The organism is Endozoicomonas sp. SESOKO2, assembly GCF_024606245.1.
GTDB lineage: Bacteria > Pseudomonadota > Gammaproteobacteria > Pseudomonadales > Endozoicomonadaceae > Endozoicomonas_A.
In genome coordinates this window covers 1-5548 of the sequence record NZ_JAHHPQ010000715.1, presented here as the reverse complement: position 1 = coordinate 5548, position 5548 = coordinate 1, and the positions used below count along the sequence as shown (strand labels likewise).

The 5548-nt window shown below is 48.2% G+C and carries 7 protein-coding genes; 6 read left to right on the top strand and 1 reads right to left on the bottom strand.

Translation table 11 applies throughout. The features are described from left to right. A partial coding sequence (locus tag KDK17_RS17150; protein ID WP_257288642.1) for a hypothetical protein occupies positions 1-2356 on the bottom strand: 2356 nt, incomplete at its 3' end. Positions 2357-2551: 195 nt separating this feature from the next. Between KDK17_RS17150 and KDK17_RS17145 the strand changes: the two genes are divergently transcribed. The 6 genes from KDK17_RS17145 to KDK17_RS17120 form a co-directional block, all read left to right on the top strand. Continuing rightward, positions 2552-2860, top strand: a complete 309-nt coding sequence (locus KDK17_RS17145; protein ID WP_257252686.1) for a DUF2288 domain-containing protein — start codon at positions 2552-2554, stop codon at positions 2858-2860. 5 nt (positions 2861-2865) lie between these two features. Beyond that, positions 2866-3282, top strand: coding sequence for an alternative ribosome rescue aminoacyl-tRNA hydrolase ArfB (arfB, locus tag KDK17_RS17140; RefSeq protein WP_257280099.1), 417 nt, complete (start codon positions 2866-2868; stop codon positions 3280-3282). 120 nt (positions 3283-3402) lie between these two features. Further along, the gene (locus tag KDK17_RS17135; RefSeq protein ID WP_257288641.1) at positions 3403-3549 is read left to right on the top strand and encodes a hypothetical protein; all 147 of its coding nucleotides are present in this window, start codon (positions 3403-3405) and stop codon (positions 3547-3549) included. 248 nt (positions 3550-3797) lie between these two features. Further along, entirely contained in the window at positions 3798-4517 is a 720-nt protein-coding gene (locus KDK17_RS17130; RefSeq protein WP_257288640.1) for a bZIP transcription factor, read from the top strand. Positions 4518-4853: 336 nt separating this feature from the next. Next, on the top strand, positions 4854-5120 hold the full coding sequence (locus KDK17_RS17125; protein ID WP_257288639.1) for a hypothetical protein: 267 nt from the start codon (positions 4854-4856) through the stop codon (positions 5118-5120). A 49-nt stretch (positions 5121-5169) separates the two neighbouring features. Further along, the coding region (locus KDK17_RS17120; protein WP_257288638.1) for a hypothetical protein at positions 5170-5548 on the top strand (379 nt) is incomplete at its 3' end.

The window sequence follows — 5548 nt, the reverse complement described above, 5'->3', positions numbered from 1 at the left end:
CCTGAAAATTGTGTTGCCAGAGACGACCTGCATCTCTGGCAAACAGCCTGAGGCCTTCAAACGCTGCCTGCTCTGAGAGACCGGCCACTCCCTGCGTTTCATAAGGATAGTGGTGATAAAGGCGGGTATTTTTTTCATCGTCAAAGACATGTAGCAGTGCTGAACCATCAGGCTCCAGGGCAATGCTTGCCAGAGTTTCATCGGGTAATTGACAGGCTTTGAGCTTATCCAGGGCATGGGGCAGACGATAGATGCCCCGTGGTTTAAGCAGTGCGCTTTCAAGGCCCAGCTGATCCTTATGGTTTCGAAAAAAATCCAGCTGTGGCTGCTCGCGGATGAAGTCATGCCAGTTTTCTGTGGAACCAGTTTGTTGTTTCAGGAACTTGAAACGGCGATACCCATGAGGGACCTCTGTGGAAGGAAAAGCCAGACTGCGACCGTAAATTTCAATATTCCTGCTATTGATCAACTCTGCTTCCCAAAGCCCGGACATTTCCGGCACCGTCTCTTTTGGGTGTTTCCTGCCAAATTCAGCCACCTCGTGGAGGAAACGTTCGCAATAAAACCTGTCTGGATTAAGTACACAACCAGCACCAACTCCAAGGCCAATCAGATGCCATGGATAGTAACGTTTCCCTTTGTAGATCACGTCGTAGCATCGTTCAATAAACAGTGAGTCGCGATCATCAGGCGTAGCTGACAGGTGCCCAAGTAGTTTTTTTTGTATGCCCGGAGTGACAACCCGGAGCACTTGCGCAGAGTATTCAACCGGCAACCCTTTCTGATGTATTAACCTTATCAGTTCCAGTGTTTGCTGCTCATCCCTTAAAACGTCAGGGTGAAGCTCAAAATAGTTGATAACGGGCTGAAGTAACCGTGTTGCACGGGTCGAGGGTTTGTGTCTCAGGTAGTCGTGGTATGAACACTCAGCAGAGCGCAAGCTGATTGCTTTAAAAGTGGATGGCGGCAAGGATTTGAAGAGTTGCAGGAACTCAGCAAACCAGTTGACATTCAAAGGGAATTTTCCGTCTAAATGATTCTGCATACAACTCATCAGATGCTCAGAAGCGGTTAGCTTGAGCAGGGCGCTGCGTTGGGCTCTGGCCAGTTGACAGTCTTCCGCTTTGGAGATGCTCGCTGATGCTAATTGCTCGCAATGATGTCGGTATAACAGCAACAGCGGTGTTGCGCCGCTGTTGTCCTGTTGATTGGCCAGAGTCCCGGCGGGCAAGTACTGAAACAACTCGTCATAGCGAGGGGTATAAGCTTTCAGCCAGGAAGAATTGCATACCTCTCCGTGAGCTTTCATGCTTGGCAGTGCTGTCACCATAAGGTGCAAAATATTACCGCCGTTATTAAACTGATGCCCAAGTATTGTGGGAGAGGAGCCCGCCAGCAACCGCTTAAACAGTTCCCACTGGCCTAATACAAAGGCAGATACCAGAAGCTGTTCCCGCTCCTTATCATCCAGCTTTTTCAGTTCTTTCAGAATCAGTTTTTCATGCCTTTGTAGATTAACTTCCAGTGTAGAAAGCTGAAATGTAAAAAACTCTGAAGCCAGTGCAGTGGTGATTCCCTGAAGGAAATCCTGTGACGCCTCTGGGTTGCCATGCCTGATGCCCAGTGATTCGAAAATAGCTGTGATCAGATACGGTGCTGAACCCTCCGAAAGTCGCAGAGATTTATTGAGTTGCTCAAGAAATATGTGATGTTTTTTCAGCTCACTCAAAAGCTCATGGGCAACTTCCTTTAGGTACATACGAGGCAGATATGTTTCCAGAATTTCCATAAAGCCCGGATCAGCCTGAAACATCATTCTTTTGGCATCCTTGTCAAGAATCTTCTGCACGGTTTCAAGGCGTGTGTTAGCAAAGAGTTGTTTTAATAATTGGGAGGGGATCTGTATTTTATAATTCATCGACACCCCCTCAAGTCCCAGCCCCAAATCAGCCAGGGTTTGCAGAACGGAAGTATTTTCAGGAAGTCCAGGCTCCTCGGCGAGGTAGTTGACCAGTTTTTGCAGGGACTGTAGATAGAGTTTTTCATCCTCCCCAGGACGGTTGTGACTCATCCTGTTAAGATCATACTGGGCATTTTCTACAAATTTTTGAAACTTTTTATTGCCAAATGGAACATCAATTTTGCCCAGTGCATCCTGAACATGGGATATCCATTCACGACGCTGGTCACGAGTGGAAGTGATGTGTCGCTGCTGTAAAGAGTAACCAGAGAGCCCACCCGATCGAGCTGTCTGGTTGCTCAAGCCCAAAGTGGACGCAGGGGGGGAAACCACTGTTTCCGGTTCGGTCCAGCCGGGCAGGTGTAAGGGTGGAGTATTGGTCATCCGTGGCGGCATAATTTATTCCCTCAATAATTTGGTTTTTTGAAACGCCTGAATGAATAGACCGCTAAAGGTTGATTTCGTTCAAAAAGTGGAAAATCATGCCCGATCCCGGGAGTTTGATGGAGGTTAAGCCCTGACTGGCTGAAAAAACCATGGATGTGGTAGTCTCTGCCCTTATTTAACGTTAATCAGACAGACAGATTATTAATGAGTGATTCTGTAGACCCCAATGAGCTGAACAAAGCCAAACTCAACCTGGAAACCGCAAAAATTGCCTGGGAAGACCTTCAGCGCTACTTTGCTTCCGGCCACCTTCTGGCGGTTGCTCCGGATCTGGATATTGTTGCCGTCGCTCACAGCATCTCCATTGATGATAAAGCGACAGTAGAAGCCTGGTTGAATGAAAAAAAACTGGGACCGGTCAGTGACGATCAGGCCAGAAACTGGCATGAGCAAAAAGCGGATTTATGGGCCGTGGTGGTGCGACCGTGGGTGCTCGTTCAGGATAGAAACTGAGTGATATGCTGAAGATTTCCAATACCGTTACGATTCCCTCCGATGACATTGAGTTTAATTTTGTCCGTGCCCAGGGGGCGGGGGGACAGAACGTGAATAAAGTTTCTTCGGCGGTCCACTTAAGGTTTGATATCAGAGCTTCTTCCCTTCCTGACTTTTATAAAGAACGGCTTCTGACTTTCAATGACCAGAGGATTTCTTCCGAAGGCGTCATTGTGATCAAGGCACAGTCGTTCAGAACTCAGGAGAAAAATCGTCAGGATGCTCTGAATCGATTACTGGGTCTGATTCAAAAGGCGACGGTGGTGACTAAAAAAAGAAAAGCTACCAGGCCTACCCGTTCTTCGCAGAAAAAACGCATGGATCGAAAGCATCAGCGTGGTCAGACAAAAGCATTGAGGGGGCAGGTAAAAGGCTGGTAATGAGACAGCTCAGATAAACCGGACAACCATTCATTCCAATAGTTTACTGATCCCTTAACCGTCCTGTGGAAATCATTTGCGCATTCCACTCAGGAACTTTATCGCCACCCGATGACTCCAATGCAATCAGCCAGTGTGCTCGCAAAAATGAGCGACAGAGTGGATGTGGCGATACAGCTCGACTGGCACAAAGCCTATGAGGACAAAAAGGGAGATCCGCTCGGGCTGAATGAATGGAAATTTGAGGATGACCCGTTTGACGAATAGGGAGAGGCTGCCTGCCGATATCCCCAATAGATGGATCTACTTCTGCGCCCTCCCCGGACAATGGCGCTTGCGGAGCAGTCGTTCTCAAAAAAAGCACTCAACTCACTCCGGTGAACAACCAATCCGAACCCCTTCAGGAAAAAGGTACTCAAGTAACAGAGTTGTCAGATTTACTGTCAGAAACGGAACATTCCGTTGTGGAGAGTGTCTAGGCTTTATGAGTCATGGAATGCACAGGAATAGGAACAATGGATAGGCTTTCGACTTTGGACACATCCTCATTGAATCTTGTGTCGACAAAAGACGCTGAGGCCAGTGAGGATAAAACGGATAAGGCTGGCGCAAAATACAGTGTTGTGACACAGGATCATTGTTATATCAGACTTCCGCAGGAGCCTACTGATACACCAACGACCAGAGGAAAAAAAGCTGTTCTGAAAAGAGTGGCAACTCCTTGCGTCACCCCAGAGCCTCCTGCAAGAAAAGTATTGAAGTCTTCATCAACAGCCGGGAGCCTGCCGGGTTGTAGCTACGGCAATGCCTGTCAGCTTCATCGAGTTGTTCAGGAAGGTGGTGTTATAAAAGTCGAAACAGAAACTGTTTCCGGGAAACCAGGGCCTTCTTCATCCACAGCAGTTGGAAGCAATAAGCCAAGGGGCAAAAAAGCAAGACCATTTGAAGTAAGAAGGCAGATGAACAGGGATGCTGCTCGAAAATTCAGAGAAAATACAAAAATTCGCATGGAATACTTGCAAGAAGAAGCGGATAACCTTCGAATGCAAAATTTGCTTCTGACTGTTCAGAACATTGAACTGACAGACAAGATTTGCAATACGGAGGAAGAAAATCGGATTTTAAGTCAATTAGTCTCAGAGAAGGAATCTGTATCTAAGAAAACTGAATTTGTTCCTGGTTACTTCGAACTGGATGATCAAGGAATATTTGATACCGATGATGATGCCAGCTAAGTTCCTGCTGCATGTTTGACACCTTCTCAAAATAAGGGGTTCTGAACTCATTCGATAAATCCCCAACCAAGGACAACCGGGTGAAAGTGCGGAAACATGGCCGGTTATCGAATGAGCGTAAAACCCCGTACTTCCGGGAGGCTGACCGAGAATAGCACCCGTCCGGGCCCCCGGGTGTGATCAGGCGTGATGAACGACCGGCAGTCAGGCAAGGGCCATAGACCCGGCAGGCAGGAAACAACAGGGCAAGACCTCTGCAGCCACCCGGAGTGATTCGCAGTCTTGTCAGATCAGGCAAACCATTAAAGCCAGAAGTCTGGGCATCACTGGAACACTATGCCCATAATGACCAGCTCACTGCCAACCCTCATTCAGCCACCATCTGTGATCAATGAACTGAACTTTGACGCAGCGATGAAGGCATTTAATCGTTTTCAGGAGCTGGAAGAAAAAGAACTTGAAATGCTGGAACTTTATCGCCATCAGATGACTCCAACACAATTCGCCACAGTGCTAAAAAAAATGAGCGATAGAGTGGATGTGGCGACACAACTCGAATGGCAGAAAGCCTGTGAGGATAAAAGAGCGATCCGCTCGGGCTGAATGAATGGCTATTTGAGGATGATCCATTGGGCGAATAGAGAGATATTTCATGCCGTTACCCCCAACAGATGGGTCTACACCCCCACCCCCGGACAATGGTGCTTTGGCAAGCAGTGCTTCTCAAGAAGAGGGCTCTCAAAAAAAAGGTGCTCAACAACCAAAAAGAAAGCGCACCCGGGCAGGACGTCAGGCTGAGCCGACAGCGGGTGCCTCCAATATACCTCAGCATCAACAGAGTCCTGAACATCCATCACCAAAACTAAGGCGAGTTGATCAGGATCGCCGGAGTGTGGTCTCAGCCAGTGAGAGTCTGAACCCTGCCGCCACTCAGACGGACCCGGCTCCGATAGAGGAGACGATTGAATCCATGGAGGATGAAGATTCTGAAGACGCCACAGACATTCCCCCCGAGGTGCTCTCGGTGTTGG